We start from the raw sequence: 26548 nt of genomic DNA, 5'->3' as shown, positions 1-26548 counted from the left end.
GAAAATAGGTTAATAATATTTTCGGCTTTTTTTCATCAAATTAAAGACGCTTAAATGCTTCTTTAATGATGGTAATGAGAGTATCACGGTCATTGCGTTGAGTTGTAAATCCAGCGATAGCAATACGTTTTTCTGGTAAATAGTAAGCCGCAGAACCCCAATAGCCAAGATGATAATAGAGTGTGCCTAACTCTGTCTCTTCAGCCATTAAACCTAATCGATAGTTAGCGGCACCAGTGTGACTTCCTTGCCAAAACATCTCTTTTAATGTTGATGGGTGAGTATAAATTCGGTCTTCAAACAAATCAGCAGTAAACTTAGCAAGCTCTAATGTCGTCATTACTAATCCACCGCCACCGAATGCATCCATCGACGCATTAATATGCGTACCTTCATGTTCACCTGTAAATTGCCTTGCACGAGGTTTTACATGTGTTAATGGTGCTTCTAAATATTCCCACCATGTCTGTGGTAAGTCTAAATCTTGAAAATGCAGCAATTCTCGAACTGAGGTTGCCATATTTTTTCTTGTAAATTGAGAGAGAATATCACCAAGCAAAATATAGCCAGTATCAGAATAAATAAAGCGTTTCCCTGCCGGAATAATGGGGAAACTTTGTTGAACATAACGAGATAACTGCTCTTCACGAGTCCATTGATGAGCGGGATTTTGAATAACATCTTCAAGATATGCTTCGTTAGCATGATCCAAAAGACCGCTACTATGACTTAGCAAATGGCGTAGTGTGATAGATTTTAGGTCATACCCTAATTCTGATAGTGTTTGTTGGTAGTTAGGGCTTAAGTATTTAGTAATGTCATCATTTAGCGAAAGTGCCTCTTGCTCCCATAAACGCAAAAAAGCGGCGGCTAAAAATGTTTTCGTGTTGCTTGCGATACGAAAAGGCGTATCGACGGTTAATTTTTTTTTGGTACTTTCATCGGAAAATCCATGTGCCATGCCGAAAGGATATTGAATACCCTCACCCATAATATAGATAGCACTTGATGAGGGTAAGGCATGAAAAGCATCAGTAATTGATTGAACCATTAATCACTTCCTTATCCGTCAGGAAAATAGGTCAGAAAAAAGGGTGTTCTTGGCACCCCTTAATATTTATATACTGAGATTACTTATTTTTTGCTGCCATTCGTAAATCGGTGACAGTTTTACCTCCAACGCCCCAATTATCGGTATCAACTTCATCAATAACGACAACCGTTGTTGCGGGATTTTTGCCTAATACATCCACTAAAAGTTGTGTTGCCCCTGCAATAAGTTGTTCTTTTTGCTCGGCAGTTGCACCTTCACGGGTAATTTTAATATTAACGTATGGCATTATTTTTTCCTTATTACGTTATTTAATAGGTGGTTAATGCAGGGTGCTAACTCTATAGTTAACAATGTAGTTTTATCATAAAGTTAAGATGTTGATGACGTTTCAGACAACTGTTCTTTTCGCATATTGGGTCCATCAGTTGCAATCCAAGCAGCGCAAAATAGGGTTAGTCGTGCAAAAAAATAGAAGAAAGCCATTAAACCTATCACCGAACCAAAAGCAGCACCTGAAGGTGAACTTGCAATTTTGGGTAGCATCCATGTCATCACAGATTTTAAAATCTCAAAACCAATCGCTGCGATTAATGTTCCTTTGATTAATGAGATCCGTTGAGGCTGGTGGCGAGGTAAAATCCATAGTATCCATAAAAAGAGCAAATAGTTTGCTGTAATAGAGATAGTTAAACCTAAAGCGGTCCAAGCAGGAGTAAGCCATTCAATGCCATCTAAACCAAGCGCATGAACAATCATTCTTTGTGCAGATCCGGCTACGGACGTCAATGTAATGGTTATAATCAGTGCGATTAGCAAACCAATTAAGGCTAAAAAATCACGAAAATAGCGAAAGTAAATTTTCTCTTGCTCTTCTTTATTGCGTTCCCAAATAGGGCGAGATTGTGCCAAAATCGCTTGGCGTAAATTTCCGACCCAATTTACACCGGAGTAAAGTGCGATAGCTAATCCGGTTAAACCAACAGTAGTACGTTGACGAACGGCGGTATCAATACTTTGCTGAACTGTTGAGGCTAAAGTAGGGTCATCAATGCTATTTGCAACACCGGTTATTAGCTTTGCGAGTAAATCGGGGTTTGACGCTAAGATAAAACCTGCACAAGCAAAAGAGAGCATCAGCACAGGAATTAATGATAAAAATGAGAAGTAAGTAATAGCCGCACCAAATTGGTTTCCCATTCTGTCAGTAAAGCGTTCTGCCGCACGAATAAGGTGTGCAATAAACGGAATATTAGTAATAAAGTCGGTAATTTTTATTCCTAGCCCAATCGCTTTTTTTCCATTATGCAGCCCTTTTTCCAACCCTTTTTTAATAGGTTGAGTCAGTTGAGTTTTTTCCTTTGATGTTTGTTCCTGTGTCTCTTCTGACATATATCCTCTTTAATTAAATCAGTCCACTTTCAATGAATTAGTCATATTACTATAGATTTCTCTAAAAAATATCATAGCTTAATTTATGTCACAGATCTTATGCTTATTATAATTGGCTTGCGGTTTTAGCTATCTATCTATTGGTTGGTTTAAGTGTAGATGATGTTCTGTTAAATTGAGATATCGCTTTTTACTTCATATTAATAAAAATAGTATCGTTATTCTAAAAATAAACGTAAGTTTAATAGAGGAAATGGCTACTCACTAATTACGCTATTATTTATTAATAGAAGCTAGAGAGTCGCCATTTATAATTATGACTATTATTTAGTAAGTAGATTTAACTCGTTTTCAAGCTCTTTAAGTTCAGCTTTTGCCTCAGCTAACTTATTTTCTCGTTTAGCAATTTTATCGGCATCACCTTTTAGCTGTGCTTCTTTTAATTCAAGTTCACGCTCTTTGACATCAAGCTGTTTTTCACGTAATTCAAGGCGAGTATTTTCTACGACTTTATCGGGTGTGCAATAACGTTCGACATTCTGTAGGGCGCGTTCTAATCCTTGTAGACGATATTGATTACCATGAGTTTTGGCATACTCTATTTGCCGCTGAATATTCTGTTTTTTTATCTCGCAACCATTTACTGAGGTATTTGCATATGCTTGACTCGTAATCATGCTAAGTGCAATGGCGGTGAAAAGTAATTTTCTCATGGTTTAGCCTTTCTGACTTAAGTTAAATAGTTGTTTATCATAACGGCTGGAAATCAAGACACAACGATTCTTTCGCTTTCAATAAAGAAGTTCAGTTTTTTCTGATACACTTAGCAGAATAACTCTTTTCAGAGTAAGTTAATTACTTTGCTATACCCATTTCTAACGGAAGATAAAGAATGCTGAGCTATCGCCATAGTTTCCATGCTGGTAACCACGCCGATGTTTTAAAACATATTGTTCAAACCCTTATTATTGAGTCTTTAAAAGAGAAAGAAAAACCGTTTCTTTACCTTGATACTCATGCCGGTGCTGGACGTTACCAATTGACCAATGCTCATGCTAGCCGTACTGGCGAATATTTAGAAGGAATTGCGCGCTTATGGCAGCAAGAAGAGGTGCCTGAGCTTATCCTTCCTTATTTAAACGTTGTGGGTGCATTAAATTCAAAAGATGAACTACGTTACTACCCAGGTTCGCCTTTATTAGCGGCAAAATTATTACGTGAATATGATTCATTAATGCTGACAGAACTGCATCCAACAGATTTCCCTATGTTACGTACGGAGTTTTCTCGTGATGAGCGAGTTCGAGTTGCCCGTGACGATGGCTTTGGTCAATTAAAATCAAAATTACCGCCAGCAAGCCGTCGAGGATTTGCATTAATCGATCCACCTTATGAGCTAAAACAAGACTACTCTGCAGTAGTAAAAGGTGTTGTTGAAGGTTATAAGCGTTTTGCTACAGGAACTTATGCAATTTGGTATCCCGTTGTTCATCGCCAGCAAATTAAGCGCATGCTAAAAGAGCTGCAATCAACGGGTATTCGTAAAATCTTACAAATTGAGTTGGCTGTAAAGCCGGATAGTGATCAACTAGGAATGACTGCATCTGGCATGATAGTCATTAATCCACCTTGGAAGCTAGAGTCACAAATGAAATCAATATTACCTTGGTTACATAAAACATTAGTACCAGAGGGTATTGGACACACACTCGTAGAATGGGTTGTACCAGAGTAACCGTTGTTTATCACGGTTTTTACCTATTACTGTAAAAGCTAAAACCTGACATCCTATATCACAAAATTTGTCATAATAGACTTTATAATGTGTAACACTTAGGCTGTTAGTTACCTATTTTTCTACAGATAAATGGATCAGAGAAACGATGAGCAAACATTACGATTATATCGCCATTGGTGGCGGTAGTGGCGGTATTGCATCAATAAACCGCGCTGCGTTATATGGCCAAAAATGTGCATTGATTGAAGCGAAAGCTTTGGGTGGCACTTGTGTGAACGTAGGTTGCGTTCCTAAAAAAGTGATGTGGCATGCAGCACAAATTGCTGAAGCTATTCATCAATATGGTCCAGACTACGGTTTTGACACCACAGTAAACCGCTTTGATTGGGATACATTAATCAGTAGTCGCTCAGCGTATATTGATCGGATCCATCAATCTTATGATCGTGTATTAGGTAACAATAAAGTTGATGTTATCCAAGGTTTTGCTCGCTTTGTTGATGCCCACACTGTTGAAGTGAATGGTGAAAAAATTACAGCTGATAATATCCTAATTGCAACGGGTGGACGTCCTGTTCAACCTAATATTCCGGGTGCGGAATACGGTATTAACTCTGATGGTTTCTTTGAGTTACCGGCATTACCTAAACGTGTTGCTATTGTTGGTGCAGGTTATATTGCTGTAGAGCTTGCAGGTGTGCTAAACGCATTAGGTAGCGACACGCATCTATTTGTACGTAAACATGCGCCATTACGTAGTTTTGATCCGCTGATTGTTGACACGCTTTTAGAAGTGATGGAAGCCGAAGGACCGAAATTACATACAAATGCAATACCAAAAGCGGTTATCAAAAATGCAGATGGCAGCCTGACATTACAGTTAGAAAATGGCACAGAACAAACGGTTGATACTCTAATCTGGGCAATTGGTCGTGAGCCTGCAACGGATAATCTTAACCTTGGCGTTACAGGTGTTGAACTTAATGACAAAGGTTATATCAACGTTGATAAGTTCCAAAATACCAATATAAAAGGCATTTATGCAGTAGGTGATAACACTGGTGCAGTAGAACTTACGCCAGTTGCTGTTGCCGCAGGACGCCGTTTATCAGAACGTTTATTTAATAATAAACCGAATGAGCATTTAGATTACGCTAATATTGCAACTGTCGTCTTTAGTCATCCACCAATTGGCACTGTGGGTTTAACTGAACCCCAAGCTGTTGAGCAATTTGGGGTAGATCAGGTAAAAGTATATAAATCTTCTTTCACTGCGATGTATAGCGCGGTAACTCGCCATCGTCAGCCTTGCCGAATGAAATTAGTTTGTGTGGGTGCTGAAGAAAAAATCGTTGGTATTCACGGTATTGGTTTTGGGATGGATGAGATGTTACAGGGTTTTGCGGTTGCACTAAAAATGGGTGCAACGAAGAAAGACTTTGATGACACAGTTGCGATTCACCCAACAGCCGCTGAAGAGTTTGTTACTATGCGCTGATTGTTAACGTTCAGTCGTTAATTTTTCATAAAGCAGATATCTCATCGTTGATATCTGCTTTTTTATTTGTGTAATCGTGCGATAGTTTTGCCTGTTTCGTAAACAAATCTTTACTTCATTTCTTGCTTCTTTGTTGCAAATTGTTAATAAAATACACAATCGCGTTTTCTGCTAAATTCTCCTCCCTTGTGGATATTTCCTTTATTTATCATCAGATAGAAAATAATTTTCTAAGCATAGTTCATCCCTCATTAATGATATTTTACATAACTCACCTAATTACGTAACCATAATATATATATGGTTATTGTTATCACTAAATATGGTTAACAAATTATTATATTTGTTAACAATATAATAAATTATTGGTATCATAAGTATTCTAATATTCAGCCTAATAACAATATAAATGGTAAGGCCATTACTGAGGTAGAAGATGAAAATTTCAAGGAGAAAACTGCTTTTAGGTGTTGGTGCTGCGGGCGTATTAGCCGGTGGTGCAGCTTTAGTTCCAATGGTTCGCCGTGATGGTAAATTCGTTGAAGCTAAATCAAGAGCATTGTTTGTAGAAGGTACCGAAGGTGCTCTGCCTAAAGAATCTGATGCAGTAATTATTGGTGGTGGTATTCAAGGTATCATGACCGCTATTAACCTTGCTGAACGTGGCATGAGTGTCACTGTTTTAGAAAAAGGTCAGATTGCAGGTGAACAATCTGGTCGTGCATACAGCCAAATTATTAGTTATAAAACATCACCTGAAATTTTCCCATTACACCATTACGGGAAAATCTTATGGCGCGGTATGAATGAAAAAATTGGTGCTGACACCAGTTATCGTACCCAAGGTCGTGTAGAAGCACTTGCTGATGAGAAAGCACTTGAAAGCGCCCAAGAGTGGATTAAACAAGCAGAACAAACCGCTGGATTTGACGTCCCATTAAATACAAGAATTATTAAGGGAGAAGAATTATCTAAACGTTTAGTTGATGCTCAAACACCTTGGACTGTTGCTGCATTTGAAGAAGACTCTGGTTCCGTTGACCCAGAAACGGGTACACCTGTATTAGCGCAATATGCTAAACAGATTGGCGTTAAGATTTACACTAACTGCGCAGTAAGAGGAATTGAAACTGCGGGTGGTAAAATTTCTGATGTTGTAACCGAAAAAGGTTCTATCAGAACCTCAAATGTTGTTCTTGCTGGTGGTATCTGGTCACGTTTATTTATGGGTAATATGGGTGTTGATATTCCAACACTGAATGTTTACTTATCTCAACAACGTGTATCAGGCGTTCCTGGCGCACCTCGTGGTAATGTGCATTTACCAAATGGCATTCACTTCCGTGAACAAGCCGATGGTACTTATGCTGTTGCACCACGTATCTTCACCAGCTCAATTGTTAAAGATAGCTTCCTGTTAGGACCTAAGTTCCTGCATTTATTAGCGGGTGGTGAGCTTCCATTAGAATTCTCTATTGGTGATGACCTGTTTAACTCATTCAAAATGCCAACATCTTGGAAACTGGATGAGAAAACGCCATTTGAACAATATCGTATTGCAACGGCAACTCAAAATACTGAGCACTTAGATGCTGTATTCCAAAGAATGAAAGCAGAGTTCCCAGTATTTGAAAAATCGCAAGTTGTTGAACGTTGGGGGGCGGTAGTAAGCCCAACAGCAGATGAACTGCCAATTATTTCTGAAGTTAAAGAATACCCAGGACTGGTTATCAATACCGCAACTGTTTGGGGTATGACCGAAGGTCCTGCTGCAGGTCAAGTGACCGCAGATATTGTGACGGGTAAGACACCGATTATTGATCCTACACCATTTAGTATGGATCGCTTTAAGTAGTAAATAAATCCTTGTTTTACTGTATATTTAACACGTTAAGGAGTTTCTATGCGCTATAAAAGTTTACTTGTTGCTCTGCCTTTTGTTTTTGGTGTAGCAAGTGCGAATGCAGAGGGTGTTGTGCACCATAAATTAAATGGCATGCCTATTTCAGAATCAGTTGAAGTGAGTGCTGGTAATAATCTGGTTTTCTTAAGTGGTAAAGTACCTGCTAAGAAATCAGCAGATGCACCAGAAGGTGTGTTGGCATCTTATGGTAATACTGAAGAGCAAACAATCAGTGTATTAGAGCAAATCAAAACTCACCTGAATGAACTTGGCCTAGATATGAAAGACGTTGTTAAAATGCAAGTCTTCTTAGTCGGTGGCGATGAAAATAAAGGCGAGATGGATTTTAAAGGCTTTATGGATGGTTACTCTAAGTACTTCGATGCTTCGAAAACTGACCAATTGCCAGCTCGCTCAACATTCCAAATTGCAAAACTGGCTAATCCAGCTTGGCGTGTAGAGATTGAAGTTATTGCTGTTCGCCCAGCCAAATAAGGGTTCTTAGTATTTAATTCAGTCATGAATTAAGACTAAATAGATAAAACGCTAGAGAAGGGAGACTTTCTTTAGCGTTTTTTTTTATTGCTTTCATAGCTTAAAGGCTATATATAGCCTTTAAGCTATAGGGATGCAGTAATGTGGAATATTGAAACAACGGATGTTTTCGATCATTGGTTTAATACACAAAATCAGTCATTAAAAAATGACATATTAGCGACGATGTTATTATTAAAAGAATTTGGTCCTCAGTTAGGTCGCCCATATGTTGATACCGTTAATGATTCATATTATCCAAATAAGGAAACGCGAATGTCTACTTTAGAAGAATTGATGGCGAAACAAAGCGCCGAAAATCAAAAACGAATATTAAAAAAAGTCGAAGTCTTAAAACAAAATGTATTACTTAGTCAATTGCGAGAGGAGTTAAATCTTTCCCAAACTGAATTAGCGAATGAAATGGGCGTGAAGCAACCCACATTAGCAAAAATTGAGCAACCAGATAATGACCCACGTCTTTCAACATTAAAGCGCTATGTCATCGCATTGGGTGGTGAATTAATTATTGATGTTACGCTGCCAACAGGAAAGCGTGTGTCATTACATTTTTAAGTTAATAGATTTTAAATTTAAGCAGTTAACTGCTTTCGCCTTGAATAAAGTTAACGGGTAATACAGTCATATTTTCTGTTATCTCTTTATTTTCAATAAGAGATGTAATGGCCTCTACGCTTTTTTCAGCAAGTTGTTCAAAAGGTTGTTCGATACAGGTTAACTGGCGAAGTGTTTGCTTTAACCAAGGGCTGCCATCATAAGCCACAATCTTCAACTGCTGTGGGATCGCAATATTTCGTCTTAATGCTTCATTGAAAAGTGCCATAGCCGGAATATCTGCAGCAAAAATAGCATCTATATCGGGATAAAGCGTCAGTGCTTTTTTAGCAAAAGTATGAAAATAATCTTTTTCTTCTTCTTTCCAATTAATTTTGCATGGTATTAGCGTTATTCCAGTATTGAGCAGTGTTTCTTTGAATGCTAAACAACTTTGGTAAGAGGGGGTAGATGAAAGGTAGCTAGAGTTATCTTCAATATAAAGGATCTTTTTGCATTTTTTTTGCATCAGATGTTCTGCTGCTAATTTACCGCCAGTTGCGTGATCGGAACAGATCAAAGGAATATCAGTGAGGTGTCTATCTAAAGTCACCACTGGCTTTTGAATATGTTGATACTCTTTATCATCAAGAACCAGATATTCTGCAATAATACCGTCAATTTGACCGCGTTTTAGCATATCAAAGAAAATACGCTCACGTACTTTGCTATTTTGAGTTGCACACAACATCATGCTATAGCCATTTTCAGCGAGTTTCTGTTCAATAAAACGTGTTACCGTCGCAAAATAAGGGTACTCAAGGCTATTAATAATCACCCCGACAACAGCACTTTTTTGTTGATATAAGTTTCTTAGCCATGTGTCAGGAATATAATCCAACTCTTCTACGGCTTTTCTTATTTTCTCTCGTGCAGTTTGTGAAACGTAACCACTGTTATTTAGTGCTCTTGAAACAGTGCTTGCGGCGACATTGGCTTTTTTTGCGACATCACGGATCCCAGACATTGAATATGCAGTTGCTCCTTTAGGTAAATTGAATTCTTAATATATCTCAATGTGATTATGTCAAACCCACAGTTATTGAGGTAATTGTGTTTTTTTAATATGAGCTATTTCACATTTTTGTATGTTTATTCACTTATGCCAAATTTTAGTGCTTATAGTAAAACTATGGAACAGTTCCATAATTATTTTATTACTCCTATGAGGTGGATATGTCTAGTACTTGGTGGAAGGAAGCCGTTGTCTATCAAATTTATCCTAAGAGCTATTATGATAGTAATGGTGATGGTATCGGCGATTTGGCTGGGATAACTGAGAAACTAGATTACATTCAGTCACTAGGAATCAATGTTATTTGGCTATGCCCTATTTTTAAGTCACCAATGAAAGACAATGGTTATGATATTGCTGATTATTCAACGGTTGACCCTATTTTTGGGGATAATAAGGCACTAGATAAACTTATTAGCGAAGCCAATAAGCGTGATATAAAAATATTATTAGACTTAGTTTTAAATCACTCTTCTGATGAACACCCTTGGTTTAAAGCGGCATTAAGTGATCCTAATAGCCCTTATGCGGATTACTATATTTTCAAACAGTGGGATAAACCCACACCTCCTAATAACTTACGTACTTATTTTGATTGCTCAGTTTGGAGCCGAGTTGCTAATACTAATCGTTGGTACTTTAACTCTTTTGGCCCTGAACAACCTGATTTAAATTGGGAGAATCCACAATTACGCCAAGACATTATCGAGATGATTAATGTTTGGATTAAAAAAGGTGTCGCAGGATTTCGCATTGATGCCATTGGTAATTTAAAAAAGTCACCAGAAGCGTTATCTGAATATCAATTTGAGCCAGATAAAGATGATGGCTCAGCCTCTTTAGTTCCGTGGGTACTAAATCAACCCGGTATTGATAAGTTTTTAACCGAACTAACAGAAAATACCTTTAAACCTGCCAATAGTATGACTGTGGCTGAAATAGATGTGCCAGAAAAAGATTTGCGTGCTTATGTGGGCGAAAATGGTTATTTCTCAATGGTATTTGATTTTAGTATTGCCGATCTCGATATTCGTAATGAAAAACTTTTTACCATAAACCCAATTACGGGTGAAAGATTAAAACCCATTTTTATCAAAAGCCAATTAGATACTCAGCGTGTTGGTTGGGGGGCTCCTTATCTTGAAAATCATGACCAACCACGTTCATTAAATAAATTTCTACCCAAAGGCGCTATTAATCCTATCAGTGCCAAAATGTTAGCAACATTTTTATTAACGCAACGAGGCACTCCATTTATTTATCAAGGGCAAGAAATCGGTATGACTAATTGCCCAATGACACTGGAAGAGCATGATGATTTACATGTATTCAAATTGCATGAATGGGGTAAAAAATTAGGGTATAGCGATAAGCAAATAATCGAATATTTTAATCAACGTAGCCGTGATAATTCGCGCACACCATTTCAATGGAATAATAAGCCTAGTGGCGGATTTACCACCGGAAAGCCATGGTTAAAAGTTAATCCTAATTATATGGATATTAATGCAGAACAAGAGGTTGCAGATAAAAATTCACTGTTTGTTTATTATCAACAATTAATTGCATTAAGACGACACTCAGAAATTAGTGATATTTTAATTTATGGCGAGTTTTCGCCGCTGGCTTCACCTGTAAATGTGATTGCTTTTCAGCGTACTTATGAAGGGAAATCAGTAAATATTTTTTGTAATTTTAGTGATGATGTAAAAAAATTGTCAGTGAGTGCCGCGCAAATTTATTTATCTAACAGCCCAATAGTAAAAGATGAACAAGATGCTTTAGTACTTCAACCTTATCAGGCGGTTATCTTTAAATAAAGATAGCTTTAATGGGTAGGCTCTACGCTTCTATTAGAGCCTATTTAATTAATCTTTCCATTAACTCTACTTTATTGGTGATATTGTTTAAATTAGAAGTAAATGTTAAACATAAACTAAATCACCTTGTTGATATACTAAAAGAGAAGTGATGGATATTTCCCCAGATATTATTTATAAAGTCATTCAACGTATTACAACTGAACGAAAATCTTATGATAAAGCTAAAAATCGCTACTATAAAAAATTAAGCCCCGATTTTTCTCCTCTTTCTTTGTTTAAAATAAATGAAAATGCGATTTCGAAATGCTTGGCATTCCTATTAAATCCTAAGGAGACGCATGCTCAAGAGACTCTTTTTATTCACTGTTTTTATCAGCATTTTCTTGAAGGATATAAATATCAGAACATAAAGTCTGTTGGTGTTGAACAAGCTGTTGAGCAAGATAAAGGGTATCGTCGATTAGATATCTTTATTGAGACATCTGATTTACTCATCGGTATTGAAAATAAACCCTGGGCTGATGATGAAGAGAATCAGTTATATGATTATGGCTGCTGGCTGAAAAAAAAAGCAGGGCGAAGTCGAAAAAAATGGATCCTTTTCTATTTAAGCAATTCTGAATATAGTGATTATTCTTTGGCTGAAAACACAGAAAAAGAGATAAAAGATAATATTAAACATATTACTTATTATGAACTAATAAAGTGGTTAGAGGAATGTAGCTATAAAATAGAATCTATTCAGGTAAAAGCTTTTATTGAATCTATTATGAAATTTATTAAATCAGAAATTAATTACGAGCTAGATATGGAACTACAAGACGAAATTATAGGGAAAATTTTAGAAGATAATGATGCCATTAGTTCAGCGCTATTAATTTCTAAAAGTATTGAATGTATTAAATCCTCAATAATGAAAGAATTTATAGATTATCTTGTTGATAAAACTAAAAAACTACCATTAGAAATAAATTTTGAAGAAGAGGCTTTTAGAAAAGGAAAACGGGATTGTGGATTCTATATCGATTTTAATGATGACAGTCTTTATTATTTAGTATTTCAATTTGAAAGCCCTAATTTAAGAGATTTCTTTTGGGGATTTGAACGCAAAGATGAAGTATCTAAAAAAGATAAATATAAAAATCATCAGGAAATTAAAAATGAGTTAGAGAGGATCTTGCCTCACTATTATCTTGAGATGGAAAATCAATATGAATATTATCCTTGGAGTGCTTATTCGCAAGAAAGCCTCGGTATTCCTCAAAATTGGAATGTAGATGATCATATTTGGCTAATGCTGCGAGATTTTGGTAAAGAGAGTATGGCTGAAAAAGTCGTGACTATTATTAAAACCATTAGTGAAGAGTTTGATTTAGAATTACTAGAGTGATGTTAAGAGTGGGCTTTTATCGCCCACTACCCGTATTATTATTTCTTCAACCAACCCGCAATAAATTCTGCTACTACTTCTGGTCGATTAATATCGAGCAAAGGTAAGTCAATTTTTAACTCACAATCGCTAGCAACAGCGATAACATGCTCATCAAGCAAGTTATTAAAATCACGTTCATTGATATGGCGATAAAGTGCAATTTTTGGGATTGTTTCGCCTTTAAAACCCTCAACTAAGATTAAATCTAACTTACTAGCGTCAAAGCGAGAAGCAAGATAATACAAATCTAATTCAGGTAATTCAGGTGTTTCTGTCATTAATGCCCAACGTTGTTGACTTGCCACTAAGGTTTGGTCAGCACCTGCTTTACGAAGCTCATAACTGTCTTTTCCTGGTTTATCGACATCCATATCATGGTGAGTATGTTTTATCATACCAACACGGATCTCTTTTTTGCGTAATTCAGGGATAAGCTTTTTAAGGAGTGTTGTTTTGCCTGTACCACTCCATGCGGTAATGCCTAAAAGAGGTAGATGTGCCACTGTTATCACTCCTGTTGTTTTAATTTATTGGCTTTTTGAATATCGTCGGAGGTATTTAAATTCACAAAAGCACTTGCTTGATCAGCAAATAAAATAGGTCGAGCATTTATCTGTTTCATAAACAGCATTAATTTGCGATCACCTTGAGCCAAATATGCCTCAAGTGTAGGAATTATACGACGATTTAATAAGGCAAGAGTGGGATGTTCGCGTTCTCCATCATTAACATAGGCAGCTATTGCCTCCCCTTTTTGAGCGTATAGTGTTTCAACTAAATTTAATGGAAAATAGGGAACGTCACAGGGAACGAATGCCACCCATGGGGTTTTAGCATGTTTTAATAATGCCAGCATCCCCGCTAAAGGGCCTGCAAACTCGGTTGTTTCATCTGTAATAATGGGATAATGGCTTTGGCGATACTGCTCAATATTGCGATTTGCACTAATTAAGATGGTCTCAACTTGTGTTGCGAGCTTCTGAGCAATATGCCAATACAAAGGCTTTCCATGTAGGATCTGTAGCCCTTTATCAACACCACCCATTCGGGTTGCTTGACCGCCAGCAAGTATGCCGCCAGTAATATTCTTATTTTTCATATTCAATATTTGTGAATGAATCAGCTAAAAATTCCGAACGATATTTATCAAGTAAAAACGATATAGTAATAAAAAGCACTTACTTATTGGTATTTCATGTAAAGCAACAGCAATTTTGATCAAAAAAGCGTAATATTTACTCAGATTGACAGAGGTTTTCTTTTTCTATCGGATAATACTTGATACTTTGTTGTTGGTTTTAATAATAAGGATTTTTTGTATGAAATGTCACCGTCTTAATGAGGTTATGGAATTACTGCACCCAGTTTGGGAAGAGAACTCAGATTTAAACCTAGTTCAATTATTGCAGAAACTTGCAGATGAAGCGGGTTATAAAGGTCAATTATCTGATCTGACAGATGATATTTTAATTTATCATCTGAAAATGCGTGGAACTGCGGCAACAGATGTTATTCCCGGATTGAAAAAAGATTATGAAGAAGATTTTAAAACCGCGATTTTACGTGCTCGTGGTGTAATTAAAGATTAACCTCAGGATAGAACATGGAAATGTCTGCCTCATTTAATTTTCAGGGACTTTCGCCTGATAACATTTGGGATGCACTAATTAAGATTGGTTTTTATCCTGAATCAGGGCTGACCGAGCTAAATAGTTATGAAAATCGTGTTTTCCAGTTTATGGATGAACAACGACAACGTTATGTGGTTAAATTCTATCGTCCTCAACGATGGTCTTATCAACAGATAAAAGAAGAACATGAATTTGTTTTAGCACTAAAAGAAGCCCAGGTTTCTGTGGCGGCGCCTTTAATAATTAACGGCGAAACAGTGCATATTTCTGATGGTGGTTTCTATTTTACGCTATTCCCAAGTATTGGTGGAAGAGCGTATGAAACAGATAATCTTTTTCAGTTAGAAGAAGTGGGACGAACACTTGGGCGTATTCATCAGATTGGTAGAAAAAATAATTATCAATACCGCCCAACGATTTCTATTACAGAATATCTGAAAATACCAAAATTAGAATTTGAGAAGAGTCATTTAGTTCCAAATAGTCTAAAACCTCAATTTATGGAGGTGATAGATAAACTAATTCATCTGGTGAGTTCTAAAATAGAGAACCCAGAATGGAAAATATTACGCTTACATGGGGATTGCCATCCTGGAAATATATTGTGGCGTGATGAAGTCGTAATGGTTGATTTTGATGATTCCCGTATGGGGGCAGCAATACAAGATTTTTGGATGTTACTAAATGGCTCTAGGCAAGAGCAAATTATACAGTTAGATACCCTCCTTGAATCTTATAATGAATATCAGGATTTCGATTTAAAAGAGCTGTCATTAATTGAGCCATTAAGAGCAATGAGAATGGTACATTATCTTGCGTGGGTACTTAAACGCTGGAATGATCCTGCTTTTCCTAGGGCTTTTGTTTGGTTTCAGGAACCTGATTTTTGGTTTAAACAACTCGCATTATTTAAGGGGCAAGTGGAGCAATTAAATGAACCTCCGTTGCAACTTAGCCCAATGTATTAATTTTTAGGAGACGATTAGAAATGAAAAAAATTTGGCTAGCGTTAGCAAGTATGGTGTTAGCATTTAGTGTTTCTGCTGCTAATATTTCTGAAGGAAAGCAATATACCAATCTTTCAAAGTCAGTCGCTGGCGCACCTGAAGTGGTTGAGTTTTTCTCTTTTTATTGCCCCCACTGTTATCAGTTTTCTGAAGTTTATAAAGTAAACAGCACGGTTGAAGAGAATGTGCCAGAAAATGCTAAAATGGTACGTTATCATGTTGATTTCTTAGGACCTCTAGGAAAGGATATGACACGTGCTTGGGCTGTTGCGATAGCATTAGGTGTTGAAGATCAAGTATCACCAGCACTATTTAAAGGCATTCAAGAAACTCAATCTATTCGTTCTGTTGATGATGTTCGTAATACCTTTATTAATGCTGGTGTTAAAGCTGAAGATTATGATGCAGCAATCAATAGCTTTGTAGTTAATTCATTAGTCAGCCAACAACAAAATGCGGTTGCTGATTTTCAAATCAATGGTGTTCCTGCAATGATCATTGGTGGAAAATATAAAATGAAAAATGACGGCATTAGCGCGAAGTCACCTGAAGAATATGCAAAAGCATACTCTGATATTGTTAATCAGTTACTGATAAAAAAATAAGATATAACAAAGTTTTTTTAATAAAGACTACGTATAATTATTTAGATATCGTATATGAAAATAGTACTCATTTTTCTTGAGTGCTATTTTTTTTGAGTTCATATTTTTGTCATAATATAACTATCCACATTATCTACTATTTGTTTCATTAATTTATTTTTTTCGAAAAAAACAGCTAAGTCATTGATTTTTTAATTATGTTAATGAAATGAAAATATGGATAACTCATTAATATAGATGGAGTTACAAAAATACTCACAGAGTTATCCACAGGCTATTGTGTTTTTGAGAAAAAAGACGAGAAAGAAAATAGATACAATGTGACTTGAGTGTGACAGTGTGTATTTGTTATACAGAAAGTGAATGTTTTTCTATTGTTATTTTTTAAAATAAAGCGGCATAAGTAAGAGAAGAAAAACTCTTTTTAGATTAATAAATTAACATAAGGTTAAGAGTAAATACCTAGTCGATAAATTATAATATTAGGCTATTTTAATAATCAAACTAATGAATGTAATAATAGTGTAAAACAAGATCAAATATTCATTGATATAAGATATGGGTAAAAATTATTCTGTGATTTGACAACTTTATTTTAATTATGTTAAAACAATAAAGCTAAAGAGATATATCAATAAAAATTGAAAAATCATACTTTATTAAAGTGTATAAATATAAAATAACACTTTATATAAATTACAATATATAGCCAGAATAATAGAAATAATATTTTAAGTGAGGGCAATCACTGGCTAGCGAAAAACGGAGGCTTAATGCAAACCGATACTGATACAGAAAATCTTACATTAATAAACGTAACAACCAAAAATACTACAAGAACATTAGCTAGTACTTTAAATAGCCAGATAGCTAGATTATTTAAAGTACTATCTACCAAAGCGGCCAACTTAACAAAAATCAATACCATCACATTAGTTAGTTGGATAGCAACAGTAACTGCTTGTGGTATGTATATTTCTTATATTCCACAAATAGTTGATAATCTTAATGGTATTAAAACTAGTCCATTTCAGCCTTTTGTTGCGGCGATTAACTGTTCTCTCTGGACGTTTTATGGCGTGAAAAGTAAAGAGTACCCCGTTGCTATTGCAAATGCTCCTGGTATTATTTTTGGTGCGATTGCATGTTTAACTGCAATTATTTAATACTATTCCTAGATGTATATTAAAGATTAAAAAAATTGAATTTCTAATATGATTTCAAATAAAATTGATAACAGATATCTAAAAATAAGCGTTATTAAGATAATTAAAAATTCAAATAAATGACTTTATCACCCTGAACTTAATTTGATTAGGGTGATTTTTATTTTTATTTTTATTTTTATTTATAGTGTGGAGAGAATTATTACTCCGATTGGTTTTATTTAATATCATACTGCCGATCTATAATAGCTATCTATAATTTTCTGATGATTGCGTTCTGATAGGTGTAGATAAAGGAATAGAATGCTTTATTTATGCGCAATGCCTAATTTTAAGAACAGGTAATATTCGTCTATTGGACCGCATTGTGGCATTCTAGTCATATTAATGAACCTCAAAACAATGATGAACAGATTATGGTCCAGATAGCAGAAAACCCCTTTATCCTTGTGGATGGCTCCTCATACCTTTACCGTGCCTACCATGCTTTTCCTCCGCTAACAAATAGTAAAGGCGAGCCTACTGGTGCCATGTATGGTGTGCTCAACATGTTGCGTAGCCTAATCATACAATATAAGCCAAGCCACGTTGCGGTTGTGTTTGATGCTAAAGGCAAAACATTTCGTGATGAGTTGTATGAGGAATATAAATCTAATCGTCCACCAATGCCTGATGATTTACGTGAACAAATTGAACCTTTGCATGAAATGGTGCAAGCAATGGGTTTGCCTCTGTTATCTATTACCGGTGTTGAGGCGGATGATGTTATCGGTACGCTAGCATTAAAAGCTGCGGCTGAGGGTAAAAATGTATTAATTAGTACAGGTGATAAAGATATGGCGCAATTAGTTACGCCGAATGTCACCCTGATAAACACAATGACTAACGTGATCCTTGGTCCTGATGAAGTTAAAGAAAAATATGGTGTTCCACCTGAGCTAATTATCGATTTTCTTGCTTTAATGGGGGACTCTTCAGATAACATTCCGGGCGTTCCGGGCGTTGGCGAAAAAACGGCGTTAGGTCTTTTACAAGGTATTGGTAGTTTAAATGAGATTTACCAGCAACTAGATACTATTGCTACATTAAGTTTTCGTGGTGCAAAAACGCTAGGTGCAAAAATGGCAGATCACGAAGAGATAGCCATGCTTTCCTATAAACTCGCTACCATAAAAACAGATGTTGAACTGAATAAAACGTTTGATGATCTTACGGTTAATGAGCCTAACTTAGATAAATTACTGGAAATGTTCACGCGTTATGAGTTTAAACGTTGGATCAGTGATTTACAAAATGGTGGATGGTTAGCGCAGCGTAGTAACCGTAAAGCGGCAGTGCCTTATACTGCTGATATTGCAGAAACAAAAGACACACCAGTATCAACCGATTTTCCTGTTATTACACAAGAGAATTATGAAGCAATATTAACCCATGAAAGTCTGATGCGTTGGGTTGAGATTTTAAAGAAAGCCCCAGCTTTTGCATTTGATACTGAAACCGACAGTTTGAATAATATTGATGCTCGTTTAATTGGTATGTCATTTGCTGTTGAAGTGGGTAAAGCGGCTTATATTCCATTGCGTCATGAATATCTCGATGCACCAGATCAATTACCTGTTGATGACGTTCTCGCGGCATTAAAACCTGTTTTGGAAGATGAATCAATCTTAAAAATTGGACAAAATCTGAAGTTCGATCGCGGTATTATGGAAAATGAAGGTATTGAATTAAAAGGAATTTATTTTGATACCATGTTAGAATCTTATGTGCTTAATAGCGTAAGTAATCGCCATGATATGGATACCTTGGCTGAAAAACATTTAAACCATAAAACCACTACCTTTGAAGAAATTGCGGGCAAAGGGAAAGGACAACTGACGTTTAACCAGATTGATGTTGAACAAGCAACGCTATATGCCGCTGAAGACGCCGACATTACATTATTGTTGCATCAGGCGTTATATCCTCAAGTAGATGCTATTGCATCGCTTAAGCACGTTTACAGAGACATTGAGATGCCATTAGTCCCTATACTTTCCAGAATGGAACGTAAAGGGGTACTTATTGATGCTCAAGTGCTTGCAGTGCAGTCTCAAGAAATTACACAGCGCTTAGCTGAAATTGAAAAAGAGACATTTAAATTAGCAGATCAAGAGTTTAATCTCTCTTCCCCAAAACAGTTGCAAGAAATCCTATTCGATAAATTGCAATTACCTGTGATTAAGAAAACACCAAAAGGTGCTCCTTCAACAAATGAAGAAGTATTAGAAGAGCTAGCACATAGTCATGAGTTACCTCGTTTAATTTTAGAGCATCGTGGGCTTGCTAAATTAAAATCAACATACACCGATAAATTGCCACTAATGGTTAATGGCAAAACTAAACGTGTACATACTTCTTATCATCAGGCAGTTACCGCGACTGGACGCTTATCTTCTCGCGATCCTAACTTGCAGAATATCCCTGTAAGAAATGAAGAAGGGCGTCGTATTCGCCAAGCCTTTATTGCTCGCGATGGTTTTAAAATTGTAGCTGCTGACTATTCGCAAATTGAATTACGCATTATGGCGCATTTATCTCAAGATAAAGGTTTGTTAGATGCCTTTGCTCAGGGTAAAGACATTCACCGTGCTACTGCTTCGGAAGTATTTGGTATTGCGTTAGATGATGTGACTTCAGAGCAACGCCGTAGTGCTAAGGCGATTAACTTTGGTCTGATTTATGGCATGAGTGCATTTGGGTTATCTCAGCAAATTGGTGTTGAGCGCAGAGAGGCTCAGCGTTATATGGATCTCTATTTTGAACGTTATCCGGGTGTGTTGGATTATATGGAGCGAACTCGTCAGCAAGCGTCAGCACAAGGTTATGTTGAAACTTTAGATGGACGCCGTTTGTATCTACCGGAAATTAACTCAAAAAATGCAATCCGTCGTAAAGCGTCAGAGCGTGAAGCGATTAATGCGCCAATGCAAGGAACTGCTGCCGATATTATCAAAAAAGCAATGATTGCAGTTGATAACTGGATTTGTAATGAATGCCCTGATGATGTGCATATGATAATGCAAGTGCACGATGAATTGGTCTTCGAAGTGAGAGAGTCCTATTTAGATACCGCTAATACGATGATCCATAAATTAATGGAAAGTAGTATGGAGCTGGCTATTCCTCTGAAAGTGGAAGTCGGTATTGGTAATAACTGGGATGAAGCACACTAGTTTTAGAATTAATCAATTTAGGGTGCTAGTGATAGTGCCCTTTTATTTTATCCTAGCAATAAAAAAGCTCAGTCATTGAAATCATGGCTGAGCTTTTTGTTTCAATATTTTTCAAGATATGAAAAATAAGTAAGTGAATAATTAAGCAACTTGAGTATCTGTTAGTTTGCTTAGTTTCTTCTGTTTTTTCTCAATGCGTTGACGTTTCAACGGAGATAAGTGGTCAATAAACAGCTTACCATCTAGATGGTCAAGCTCATGTTGAATACAGCCCGCAAAGAGATCTGCGGCTTCAAGCTCAATATCATCACCATTCCTATCCCATGCTTTGACCTTTAAGAAGCGAAAACGCTCTGTAGGTGCAAAAGATTCAGGAATAGAAAGACAACCATCCATCATATCCATCACTTCATCTTCGGTACTAACAATGACAGGATTGATTAAGGCTATTGGTTGATCTCGGTTTTCAGAAACATCAATAACAACAATGCGTTTAGATACATTAACTTGAGGTGCGGCTAATCCGATACCTCTTTCTTCATACATGGTTTCAATCATGCTGTCGATTAATGTGCGTATTTCGTCATCTACTTTTTCCACCGGCATAGCGACTCTGCGCAGACGCTCATCTGGAAAACGCAGTAGCGTTAATACAGCCATGGATACCTCATTTTTATCGCTAGTTTACAAATTTACTACAGTCTCGCGATAAGACTACCACAAAATTAGCAGGGAGAAACCGCATCATTTGTGTGATTTGTTCTATTTTTAATCACATTCATCTAAGTGATTAAAGTCTCATAAATATGTAATTAAGCTACATTAATTCGTATTTTGAATACATAAATATTGGCTGAATCGTGTCGGCACGTGAAAAAAAATTACAAAAGGGCTTTTATTAACCAATAAAATGGAGTACATTATCTCTCGTAGGGTACAGAGGTAAGATGTTCTATCTTTCAGACCTTTTACTTCACGTAATCGGATTTAGCTGAATATTAGCTGCCCCAGTCGACTTTATTTCGACTGGGGCATTTTTTTGCCTAAAATTTGGCAAATAGAGTATTTAAGAATTGAAGGGGAAATATTATTCCCCCTATTGTAGTGATGAGTTGTACTAGATGGGGTGAGCTTGCGGTGTTTAGGCGTTATCTTTGCTTGTCTTTATTTCGGAAGTACCAGAATACCAACCATTTAGAGTGTCACGAAGTTTATCAATACCGATTTTTTTCAGTGAAGAGAAATACTCAACACGGATATCCCCTAATTTACTTGAAAGCTCGTTGCGTACATCCATTAATTGCTTTTTGCGTGCACCAGATGCCAGTTTATCTGCTTTAGTTAGCAATACGAGTGTGGGTAGTTCAGATTCAACAGCCCAATCAATCATCTGCATATCTAAATCTTTTAATGGGTGACGGATATCCATTAAGATAACCACACCTTTTAGGCATTCTCTTTTATGTAGGTATTCGCCTAAAGAGCGCTGCCATTTACGTTTCATCTCTTCAGGAACTTGCGCATAACCATAGCCAGGTAAGTCAACCAAACGTATGCCTTCTTCAATTTGAAAAAGGTTGATTAACTGAGTACGCCCAGGCGTTTTACTGGTACGAGCAAGACCATTCTGTTGAGTTAGTGCATTTAATGCGCTGGATTTTCCAGCATTGGAACGACCCGCAAAGGCAATTTCAATCCCTGTATCTGGCGGTAAATGACTGATATCAGGTGCACTAATAATGAAATGTGCTTTTTGGTAGTTAAATTGGGTCATTATGGTATAAGCCTCTCTGAAATAATGCTGCTTCTCATGCATACTCGCATTGGCTCTGCATTAAGAATAAATATCTGCTTGCTCTATTTTGGCGCAATTTAGACAGTTATGACAGTGATTAAAAATTAAAATTTCTGCTGTTATAAACTAAACTTGTTTATTAAGCGTAAATAAAAGTAAATGATTGGCACTATTTAGCCCAGCGAATTAGAATCGCTGCATATTAAGTAAGTTGTAGACTATTAAAGTAAAGGATCCCTGCATGTTAAAACGTTTTCTTGTCACCTTCGTTACCGCTTGCACTTTAACAACAGCATCTTTTGCAATGGCAACGGGAGAGACCTTCGTTAAATTAGTCACATCTGAAGGCAATATCGAACTCTCACTGGATAATAAAAAAGCACCAAACACAACGAAAAATTTTATTCAGTATGTTGAAGATGGATATTATAACGGTACAACTTTTCATCGTGTTATCCCTGGTTTTATGGTTCAAGGTGGTGGTTTCACCGCTGATTTGCAACAAAAACAAGCTCGTGAACCAATTAAAAATGAAGCCGATAATGGGTTACGTAATGTAAGAGGTACTATTGCGATGGCACGTACTTCAGATAAAGACAGCGCGACTAGCCAGTTTTTTATTAATGTCGCTGATAATGCTTTCTTAGATCATGGCCAACGTGATTTTGGTTATGCTGTGTTTGGTAAAGTTGTAAATGGTATGGATGTTGTGAATAAAATTTCACAAGTTCAAACTCGTAATATTGGTCCTTATCAAAATGTGCCAGTTAAAACGGTAACGATTTTATCTGCCGAAGTTATCAAAAAATAACGTGTTATTAGGATAGAATATTTACTTATTCTAATAAGTTAACATACTAATAAACCGGAATGATCTTTATCATTCTGGGTTTTTTAGTACGAAAAAAATATTTTTTACTGCCTCTTTTTTCGTGTGATCTCCTGTAATAAGTATTCATTGCACTATTAATAGCTCTATTTGTCACTCATTGCCGCCATTATTGTTATTGCGCAATAAATCCGCAGATTTTCTTGCTTACTATTCATTTCTTATACCTGTGCTATGATAATCGGCTTTGTTGTACCCAAGTCGGTTAAACAACGAGCTATTTTGACAGGGATACAACGGTTTCAAAATAGCAATAAAACAGAAAATGATAAAAAAATCAGTCGGATAGGCTAATATGCTGTTACTTATTGATAATTACGATTCGTTTACTTACAACCTCTATCAATATTTTTGTGAATTAGGTGCAGAGGTTGTTGTTAAACGTAATGATGAGATTGGGCTTAAAGAGATAGAAAAGATGATGCCAGCACATCTTGTCATCTCCCCAGGACCTTGTACTCCAGATGACGCAGGGATCTCTCTTGAGGCTATACAGCGATTTGCCGGTGAAATCCCAATTCTTGGGGTTTGTTTAGGTCATCAAGCTATTGGGCAGGCTTTTGGTGCATCAGTAATAAGAGCTCGTGAAGTGATGCATGGTAAAAATTCACTTATCCATCACAATCAACAAGGTGTATTTAAAGGACTTAATCGACCTTTAAGTGTAACTCGTTATCACTCCCTTGTGATTGATGCGGCAACACTACCAGTACCATTTGAAGTTACTGCGTGGAGTCAACATGATGGAAATGTTGATGAAATCATGGGGATACGGCATCGGACATTACCGATAGAAGGTGTGCAATTTCACCCAGAAAGTATTCTTAGTGAACAAGGGCATGAACTATTAAATAATTTCCTTAAATATTAGATGGATAGCGTTATTTTATCTAAATAATCCATTTTTAGTCAAAACCATATTTGATTTTTTATTCATATTTAGTGATTATATTTTCACATTAAAGATAAATATCGATCAGGTGGGGTAATGACAACACAAAGCATCAACCGGGCAACTTACGATCAAGTAATGTTGCCAATCTATTCACCCGCAGAGTTTATTCCAGTTAAAGGCAAAGGAAGCCGTGTTTGGGATCAACAAGGCAAATCTTATATCGATTTTGCTGGTGGAATTGCCGTATTAGCATTAGGACACTGCCATCCCGCGCTTAATCAAGCACTTAAAGAGCAAAGTGAACAGCTTTGGCACGTCAGCAATGTTTTTACCAATGAACCCGCACTACGTTTGGCTCAAAAATTAATCGAGAGCACTTTTGCTGAACGTGTTTTTTTTGCGAATTCAGGTGCAGAAGCGAATGAAGCCGCCTTTAAGCTAGCTCGCCATTACGCAATAACCCGTCATAGCCCTTATAAAACCAAAATTATTGCCTTTCATCATGCCTTTCATGGCAGAACACTGTTTACGGTTTCTGTTGGTGGACAGCCTAAATATGCTGATGGTTTTGGTCCTAAGCCTGCCGATATTATTCATGTGCCTTTTAATGACCTAGCAGCAGTAAAGGCTGTTATGGATGATCACACTTGTGCTGTGGTGTTAGAACCAGTTCAAGGTGAAGGCGGTGTCACACCAGCAACGCCTGAATTTATGAGAGGGCTTCGTGAGCTGTGTGATAAGCACCAAGCGCTATTAGTGCTTGATGAAGTACAAACTGGAATGGGGCGTACTGGCAAGTTATTTGCTTATATGAACTATGATGTAATGCCAGATATCATCACAACAGCAAAAGCATTAGGTAGTGGTTTTCCATTAAGTGCAATGTTAACAACGCAAGAGATCGCTTCTGCAATGGGTGTTGGAACTCACGGTACAACATATGGAGGTAATCCATTAGCTTGTGCAGTAGGAAATGCCGCCTTTGATTTGATTAATACACCAGCATTACTTGATGGTGTGCAAACGCGTTATCAGTGGATTGTGGATGAATTAACCGCCATCAATCAAACCTACTCTGTATTTACACAAATTCGAGGTCAGGGTTTATTAATTGGCGCTGAATTAGCACCTAAATATGCAGGAAAGGCAAAAGTACTATTAGGGCTTGCTGCACAACATGGCTTAATGATGCTAAATGCGGGTGCGGATGTAATGCGATTTACGCCATCATTAATTATTACTCAAGACGAGTTACAAGAAGGGATGCTAGCATTGAAAGCAGCCGTTGCTGAGTTTGTAAAAACCAACTAGCTCTTAATGCTGATTAAAAAACCCCATCGTTATCCAATGGGGTTTTATGCAGAAATCGTTACTGATAGCCCATTTTAGAAATGGGCTATTGTTTGTTCTAGGTGGCTAAACTTAGCGAGTACCGTAAACGACGATAGTTTTACCGTGTGCAGAGATCAGGTTTTGATCTTCTAGCATTTTTAAAATACGGCCTACAGTTTCGCGTGAACAACCTACAATCTGCCCAATTTCCTGACGTGTAATTTTAATTTGCATGCCATCAGGGTGAGTCATTGCATCAGGTTGTTTTGCTAAGTTAAGTAATGTTTGTGCAATACGTCCTGTTACATCTAGGAAAGCAAGGTTACCTACTTTTTCTGATGTTGTTTGCAGTCTACTCGCCATTTGAGCAGAGAGACGCATAAGAATATCAGGGTTAACCTGAATTAATTGGCGGAATTTTTTATAGGAAATTTCTGCTACTTCACAGGCTGTTTTTGCTCTAACCCATGCACTACGTTCTTGATCTTCTTCAAATAATCCAAGTTCACCGATGAAATCCCCCTGATTTAGGTAGGAGAGGATCATTTCTTTTCCTTCTTCATCTTTAATAAGAACAGCCACGGAACCTTTAACAATATAATAAAGTGTTTCCGCTTTCTCACCTTGGTGGATCAGCGTGCTCTTGGATGGATATTTGTGAATATGGCAGTGAGACAAAAACCATTCAAGAGTCGGGTCTGTTTGCGGCTTGCCGAGAACCATTCGCGTTATCCTCTGTACGTTAAATGCAGCCTTTCAAAACGGATTGACTCCCTTTTGAGACAGCATGCTTAAAAATCCTATCTTTACCGATTAACTTCCTGAGAACACGGAAAGTTAATATGGAATAGATTATAATAAATGAGAAAATAATGCATTGATCTTAACCACTATCATCAAGCAGATATTGTTTTTAGCACAGTTAACGCATTAAGTCTCGTTTTACGCAGTCAGCATAATAAACCTATTTGCTAATTGCCAGTTGAATTATGAGAATGTACTCTTTTAGTTT

At 36.8% G+C, this 26548-nt stretch carries 25 protein-coding genes and 1 pseudogene; 16 read left to right on the top strand and 10 right to left on the bottom strand.

Features of this window, described 5'->3' with window-relative positions; all coding sequences use genetic code 11:
• Positions 1-40: 40 nt before the first annotated feature.
• From ABN099_RS13665 to ABN099_RS13650, 4 genes are all read right to left on the bottom strand, one after another.
• Positions 41-1051 (bottom strand): serine hydrolase domain-containing protein, encoded by a 1011-nt coding sequence (locus ABN099_RS13665; protein WP_349464408.1) that lies wholly within the window; start codon positions 1049-1051, stop codon positions 41-43.
• Positions 1052-1130: 79 nt separating this feature from the next.
• Positions 1131-1340, bottom strand: a complete 210-nt coding sequence (locus ABN099_RS13660) for a 4-oxalocrotonate tautomerase family protein (protein WP_349464407.1) — start codon at positions 1338-1340, stop codon at positions 1131-1133.
• Positions 1341-1423: 83 nt separating this feature from the next.
• Positions 1424-2443, bottom strand: coding sequence for an inner membrane protein YhjD (yhjD, locus tag ABN099_RS13655; RefSeq protein WP_349464405.1), 1020 nt, complete (start codon positions 2441-2443; stop codon positions 1424-1426).
• Between the two features lie 323 nt (positions 2444-2766).
• Positions 2767-3156, bottom strand: a complete 390-nt coding sequence (locus tag ABN099_RS13650; RefSeq protein ID WP_349464403.1) for a DUF1090 domain-containing protein — start codon at positions 3154-3156, stop codon at positions 2767-2769.
• Between the two features lie 179 nt (positions 3157-3335).
• On the opposite strand from ABN099_RS13650, the gene ABN099_RS13645 reads away from it, so the two are divergent.
• From ABN099_RS13645 to ABN099_RS13625, 6 genes and pseudogenes are all read left to right on the top strand, one after another.
• Positions 3336-4178: a 23S rRNA (adenine(2030)-N(6))-methyltransferase RlmJ gene (locus ABN099_RS13645; RefSeq protein WP_349464402.1), complete on the top strand. Its 843-nt coding sequence runs from the start codon at positions 3336-3338 to the stop codon at positions 4176-4178.
• A 148-nt stretch (positions 4179-4326) separates the two neighbouring features.
• The gene (gorA, locus tag ABN099_RS13640; RefSeq protein ID WP_349464401.1) at positions 4327-5679 is read left to right on the top strand and encodes a glutathione-disulfide reductase; all 1353 of its coding nucleotides are present in this window, start codon (positions 4327-4329) and stop codon (positions 5677-5679) included.
• A gap of 436 nt (positions 5680-6115) precedes the next feature.
• Positions 6116-7534, top strand: a complete 1419-nt coding sequence (locus ABN099_RS13635) for an NAD(P)/FAD-dependent oxidoreductase (RefSeq protein ID WP_349464400.1) — start codon at positions 6116-6118, stop codon at positions 7532-7534.
• Positions 7535-7582: 48 nt separating this feature from the next.
• Positions 7583-8077 (top strand): RidA family protein, encoded by a 495-nt coding sequence (locus ABN099_RS13630; protein ID WP_349464399.1) that lies wholly within the window; start codon positions 7583-7585, stop codon positions 8075-8077.
• Positions 8078-8218: 141 nt separating this feature from the next.
• Positions 8219-8395 (top strand): annotated as a pseudogene (locus ABN099_RS19095) (type II toxin-antitoxin system RelE/ParE family toxin); the annotation flags it as partial.
• Positions 8393-8692: a helix-turn-helix domain-containing protein gene (locus ABN099_RS13625; protein WP_349464589.1), complete on the top strand. Its 300-nt coding sequence runs from the start codon at positions 8393-8395 to the stop codon at positions 8690-8692. The pseudogene ABN099_RS19095 and the gene ABN099_RS13625, both read left to right, overlap by 3 nt.
• A gap of 25 nt (positions 8693-8717) precedes the next feature.
• On the opposite strand, the gene ABN099_RS13620 is transcribed toward ABN099_RS13625, so the two are convergent.
• Positions 8718-9698, bottom strand: coding sequence for a LacI family DNA-binding transcriptional regulator (locus ABN099_RS13620; protein ID WP_349464397.1), 981 nt, complete (start codon positions 9696-9698; stop codon positions 8718-8720).
• Between the two features lie 209 nt (positions 9699-9907).
• Between ABN099_RS13620 and ABN099_RS13615 the strand changes: the two genes are divergently transcribed.
• Together ABN099_RS13615 and ABN099_RS13610 are read left to right on the top strand one after the other, a co-directional pair.
• Positions 9908-11566, top strand: coding sequence for a glycoside hydrolase family 13 protein (locus ABN099_RS13615; protein ID WP_349464396.1), 1659 nt, complete (start codon positions 9908-9910; stop codon positions 11564-11566).
• A 151-nt stretch (positions 11567-11717) separates the two neighbouring features.
• The gene (locus ABN099_RS13610; RefSeq protein ID WP_349464395.1) at positions 11718-12959 is read left to right on the top strand and encodes a PD-(D/E)XK nuclease family protein; all 1242 of its coding nucleotides are present in this window, start codon (positions 11718-11720) and stop codon (positions 12957-12959) included.
• Positions 12960-12997: 38 nt separating this feature from the next.
• Here the strand turns inward: ABN099_RS13610 and mobB are convergent, their stop codons facing one another.
• Positions 12998-13510, bottom strand: a complete 513-nt coding sequence (gene mobB / locus ABN099_RS13605) for a molybdopterin-guanine dinucleotide biosynthesis protein MobB (RefSeq protein ID WP_349464588.1) — start codon at positions 13508-13510, stop codon at positions 12998-13000.
• Entirely contained in the window at positions 13510-14100 is a 591-nt protein-coding gene (mobA, locus tag ABN099_RS13600) for a molybdenum cofactor guanylyltransferase MobA (protein ID WP_349464394.1), read from the bottom strand. Before mobA ends, mobB begins: the two co-directional genes overlap by 1 nt.
• A 220-nt stretch (positions 14101-14320) precedes the next feature.
• Between mobA and ABN099_RS13595 the strand changes: the two genes are divergently transcribed.
• The 5 genes from ABN099_RS13595 (at position 14321) to polA (ending at position 20625) form a co-directional block, all read left to right on the top strand.
• Entirely contained in the window at positions 14321-14590 is a 270-nt protein-coding gene (locus tag ABN099_RS13595; RefSeq protein ID WP_064718130.1) for a YihD family protein, read from the top strand.
• Positions 14591-14604: 14 nt separating this feature from the next.
• Entirely contained in the window at positions 14605-15600 is a 996-nt protein-coding gene (locus ABN099_RS13590) for a serine/threonine protein kinase (RefSeq protein WP_349464393.1), read from the top strand.
• Positions 15601-15620: 20 nt separating this feature from the next.
• The gene (dsbA, locus tag ABN099_RS13585) at positions 15621-16244 is read left to right on the top strand and encodes a thiol:disulfide interchange protein DsbA (RefSeq protein WP_349464392.1); all 624 of its coding nucleotides are present in this window, start codon (positions 15621-15623) and stop codon (positions 16242-16244) included.
• Positions 16245-17017: 773 nt separating this feature from the next.
• Entirely contained in the window at positions 17018-17410 is a 393-nt protein-coding gene (locus ABN099_RS13580) for a SemiSWEET family transporter (RefSeq protein WP_349464390.1), read from the top strand.
• Between the two features lie 416 nt (positions 17411-17826).
• Complete coding sequence (gene polA, locus ABN099_RS13575) at positions 17827-20625, top strand: DNA polymerase I (protein WP_349464389.1); 2799 nt, start codon at positions 17827-17829, stop codon at positions 20623-20625.
• 141 nt (positions 20626-20766) lie between these two features.
• Here the strand turns inward: polA and def are convergent, their stop codons facing one another.
• Together def and yihA are read right to left on the bottom strand one after the other, a co-directional pair.
• Entirely contained in the window at positions 20767-21285 is a 519-nt protein-coding gene (gene def / locus ABN099_RS13570) for a peptide deformylase (protein WP_349464388.1), read from the bottom strand.
• Between the two features lie 481 nt (positions 21286-21766).
• Positions 21767-22399: a ribosome biogenesis GTP-binding protein YihA/YsxC gene (gene yihA / locus ABN099_RS13565; RefSeq protein ID WP_349464387.1), complete on the bottom strand. Its 633-nt coding sequence runs from the start codon at positions 22397-22399 to the stop codon at positions 21767-21769.
• A gap of 262 nt (positions 22400-22661) precedes the next feature.
• On the opposite strand from yihA, the gene ppiA reads away from it, so the two are divergent.
• From ppiA to argD, 3 genes are all read left to right on the top strand, one after another.
• Complete coding sequence (gene ppiA, locus ABN099_RS13560) at positions 22662-23231, top strand: peptidylprolyl isomerase A (RefSeq protein ID WP_349464385.1); 570 nt, start codon at positions 22662-22664, stop codon at positions 23229-23231.
• 373 nt (positions 23232-23604) lie between these two features.
• The gene (locus tag ABN099_RS13555) at positions 23605-24180 is read left to right on the top strand and encodes an aminodeoxychorismate synthase component II (RefSeq protein WP_349464384.1); all 576 of its coding nucleotides are present in this window, start codon (positions 23605-23607) and stop codon (positions 24178-24180) included.
• A 117-nt stretch (positions 24181-24297) separates the two neighbouring features.
• On the top strand, positions 24298-25515 hold the full coding sequence (gene argD, locus ABN099_RS13550) for a bifunctional acetylornithine/succinyldiaminopimelate transaminase (RefSeq protein ID WP_349464383.1): 1218 nt from the start codon (positions 24298-24300) through the stop codon (positions 25513-25515).
• Positions 25516-25626: 111 nt separating this feature from the next.
• Here the strand turns inward: argD and crp are convergent, their stop codons facing one another.
• Complete coding sequence (gene crp, locus ABN099_RS13545; protein WP_066749260.1) at positions 25627-26259, bottom strand: cAMP-activated global transcriptional regulator CRP; 633 nt, start codon at positions 26257-26259, stop codon at positions 25627-25629.
• Positions 26260-26548 lie beyond the last annotated feature (289 nt).

It is taken from the genome of Proteus hauseri, from assembly GCF_040139125.1.
In the GTDB taxonomy this organism is placed as follows: domain Bacteria; phylum Pseudomonadota; class Gammaproteobacteria; order Enterobacterales; family Enterobacteriaceae; genus Proteus; species Proteus hauseri_B.
This window is presented reverse-complemented; position numbering and strand designations above follow the sequence as displayed.